Source organism: Bacillus sp. JJ664, from assembly GCF_036962205.1.
In the GTDB taxonomy this organism is placed as follows: Bacteria; Bacillota; Bacilli; order Bacillales; family Bacillaceae_G; genus Gottfriedia.
Window position 1 is genome coordinate 1 of sequence record NZ_JBALMS010000105.1, and the last position, 3260, is coordinate 3260.

5 protein-coding genes and 1 pseudogene are annotated in these 3260 nt (G+C 36.6%); 5 read left to right on the plus strand and 1 reads right to left on the minus strand.

Annotated features, from left to right (window positions below; all coding sequences use genetic code 11):
• Positions 1-200: 200 nt before the first annotated feature.
• The 5 genes from V7056_RS15870 to V7056_RS15890 all read left to right on the plus strand — a co-directional run bounded on the left by V7056_RS15870 (position 201) and on the right by V7056_RS15890 (position 2896).
• A complete protein-coding gene (locus V7056_RS15870) occupies positions 201-524 on the plus strand; it encodes a PadR family transcriptional regulator (protein WP_499703399.1) in 324 nt (107 codons plus the stop codon).
• A gap of 1 nt (position 525) precedes the next feature.
• Positions 526-918 (plus strand): DUF1048 domain-containing protein, encoded by a 393-nt coding sequence (locus V7056_RS15875; protein ID WP_499703400.1) that lies wholly within the window; start codon positions 526-528, stop codon positions 916-918.
• A gap of 13 nt (positions 919-931) precedes the next feature.
• Positions 932-1276, plus strand: a complete 345-nt coding sequence (locus V7056_RS15880) for a DUF1048 domain-containing protein (protein ID WP_499703401.1) — start codon at positions 932-934, stop codon at positions 1274-1276.
• Between the two features lie 91 nt (positions 1277-1367).
• Positions 1368-2129, plus strand: coding sequence for an ABC transporter ATP-binding protein (locus tag V7056_RS15885; RefSeq protein ID WP_499703402.1), 762 nt, complete (start codon positions 1368-1370; stop codon positions 2127-2129).
• A gap of 2 nt (positions 2130-2131) precedes the next feature.
• Complete coding sequence (locus V7056_RS15890; RefSeq protein WP_499703403.1) at positions 2132-2896, plus strand: ABC transporter permease; 765 nt, start codon at positions 2132-2134, stop codon at positions 2894-2896.
• A 174-nt stretch (positions 2897-3070) separates the two neighbouring features.
• Here V7056_RS15890 and V7056_RS15895 read toward each other — a convergent pair.
• Positions 3071-3260: pseudogene (locus tag V7056_RS15895) on the minus strand (sodium:alanine symporter family protein); the annotation flags it as partial.

Genomic DNA, 3260 nt, shown 5'->3' on the forward strand with positions numbered 1-3260 from the left:
ATACTAATACTAAGTAACACAGAATATCAGTAATGCTAAATAGCTGAAAAAGGGATTTATAAAAGTTGATTTATGAAATCCTTTCTCTGTAAGTTATTTAGAGTTTCTATTAATTACTACTGAGTGACACTGAATATCTGTATTACTAAATAGCTATACTAAAAAGAAAATTAATTTATATATATAAGGAGGTGTATACCATGGAAAATTTAACAGAAATGCTTAAAGGTTCTTTGGAAGGTTGTGTTCTTGAAATTATCAGTAGGGGAGATACTTACGGCTATGAAATTACTCGCCGCCTTAATGATCTAGGATTTTCAGAAGTTGTTGAGGGTACTGTCTATACAATTTTGGTACGACTTGAAAAGAAAAAGCTGGTGAATATTGAGAAAAAACCATCTGAAATGGGACCGCCACGTAAGTTTTATTCATTAAACGAAGATGGACATGAGGAATTAAAACAATTTTGGGGAAAATGGGATTTTCTTTCATCGAAAATTAATATTTTAAAGGGAGAGAAATAATTTGAAGAAATTTATAGAGTTAATCATTGGAGATTTAGAAAGTAAGAAGGAATACAAAGTATTTATGAAAAAAGTAAATGCACTACCGAAGGATTACGCATTTGTGTTTAAAAAGATTCAAAAGTATATGTGGAATTTCGGTTTTGGATTTGGTGAAGAAATTATCAATTTGTATGAATTGTTTGAAGCTAGTGCGGCAGAAAGAAAGCATGTATTAGATGTAACTGGGGAAGACGTGGCGGCATTTGCCGACGAATTGATGGCTCTTTCAAAACTAGATGGAGAATCTGGTATTTCATTAGGAGAGCAAGTAGAGGAGCAAGTAGAGTTGAAAAAAGAGATTGAGACTAGAGTTGAACAGCAAGTAAAAATATGGACGAATAAAAATAAGTAGGGGGCTAAATACGATGGTAAATTTTATTAAAAAGATATTAAACGACAAAAAAGAATATAAAGAAATGATGGCGCGTGTTGATGCTTTGCCAGGCGACTACCCAGAAGCATATAAAAAAATCTGCAACTATATGTGGCGTTTCTCTGCTGGTAGCGGCATGGATATGCTGAGAATCCAGTACGATCTTATTGACTTGTTTGAAGAAGGTGCGGCAGAAGGTAAAGACGTTTTGGAAATAACAGGTGAAGACGTAACAGCATTCGCTAATGGACTGATCGAACAAGCGAAAAGATGGGATGATAAGTTACGTAATAATTTGAACAAAAGCATTTTAGATCGTGTGGGTAAGAAAAAATAAGCGTAGAAAAATCTATGAAAAGAAAACCAGTTGTTGGCGCTTCCGCGCTTTGAGCACGCGCCTTCAACTTAATATAGGGAGGGGAACAATTATGAGTAAGACAGCAATTTCAGTGAAAGGGCTGGAAAAATCCTTCAAAGATAATACAGTACTAAAAGGAGTAGATTTTGAAGTAAAAAAGGGCAGTGTTTTTGCTCTTCTAGGGTCAAACGGTGCAGGTAAGACGACTATCATAAAAATTTTAACTACTTTACTCAAAACAAACAAAGGTGAGATTGAAGTTTGTGATATCAATCTTCGAACAAATCCAGAGCAAGTGCGTGAGAAAATCAGCCTGACTGGGCAAAATGTAGCGGTAGATGATATTTTAAGTGGACGTGAAAATCTTGAATTAGTTGCAAAACTTCGCCATTTACCAAATCGAAAAGAAGCAGTAGAAGAAAGTCTACGTCGCTTTGATCTTTTGGAAGCTGGTGATCGAGCTCTTGCCACTTATTCAGGTGGGATGAAAAGACGTTTGGATTTAGCTATGACTGTGCTAGGCTCCCCTGAAATTGTTTTTCTTGATGAGCCGTCTGTTGGACTTGATCCTGAAGCACGCCTGGCATTATGGGATGTGATTCGTGATATGGTGAAAGCGGGTATTACTGTTTTTCTGACGACTCAATATTTAGAAGAAGCTGAACAACTAGCTGACCGCATTGCCATTTTGCATGAAGGGAAAATTATCGTGCAAGGTACAATGGAAGAACTAAAAGCAATTCTTCCTCCTAAAAAAGTAGAATATGTGGAAAAACAACCGACACTTGAGGAAATCTTCCTCGCTGTCACTGCTAAGAAAGGAGCGGTATAACGATGAGTAGAGAACATTTATTCAGTGATACAATGACCATGAGCGGAAGGGTGATGAAGCATTCTCTTCGCAGTGTAGATACAATTATTACAACGATCCTTACGCCTATAATGTTGATGCTAGCATTCGTCTACATTTTCGGTAGTGCCATGACAATGGATAAAGGGGATTATGTTAATTTTATCGTACCAGGTGTGCTGCTAATGTGTATTGGAATGGGGATTTCCTACACAGCAGTCCGTGTGAATATGGATATGACAAGAGGAATTTTTGACCGTTTCCATTCTATGCCAATCGCCAAGTCTTCAATTTTAGGTGGGCATGTCATTTCAACTTTGCTATTAAACTTATTATCAGTTGCTGCTGTGATTCTCATTTCATTTCTGATGGGATTCCGACCTCACGCTAATTTTGTTGAATGGTTATTAGCAGTAGGTATGATACTGATCACTATTTTCGCTTTCACATGGATGGCGGTAGCATTCGGACTAATGGCTAAATCTTATGAAGGTGCAAGCGTGTTTTCATATCTGTTAATGGGTCTGATGTTTGTCAGTTCAGCTTTTGTTCCAACAAATAACATGGGAAGCAAGCTTCGAGCTTTTGCCGAAAATCAGCCGATGACACCACTTGCTGGGAGTGTACGTTCACTATTAGCTGGGCAGCCAAACTATGGTGACCTTTTTACAGCAGTATTGTGGTTGGTGGGAATAGGGATATTCTTTTACGTGATTTCGATGAAAGTGTATAAAAAACGAATGAAATAGATTGCTTAAGTACGGGTTGGAGATTTCATTCAGTCTGTACTTTTTTTCGTATGAGTTGTTATTCTTAAATATCAATACCTTACTAGTAATTCCATGGTAACGTGCGTAATGTCTAGAGATATTAAAAAAGAAATAAAAAAACCATCATTTTTATAAAATGATGGTTTTTTAAATTTATCCGATTTGCTTATTAGCTTCTTTTTCATCAACCCAAGCTTCTAAATGTTCACGACCTGGTAGATCAGAAATAGAATCTGCATGGAAAACTGGATCTACACCTTTTTTCTTTTGAGCGATATAGTCCAGTAATAGAGCTTTAGCTACTTTAGATAGACGCGTAATTGCGTATAAGTTCACTAAAACC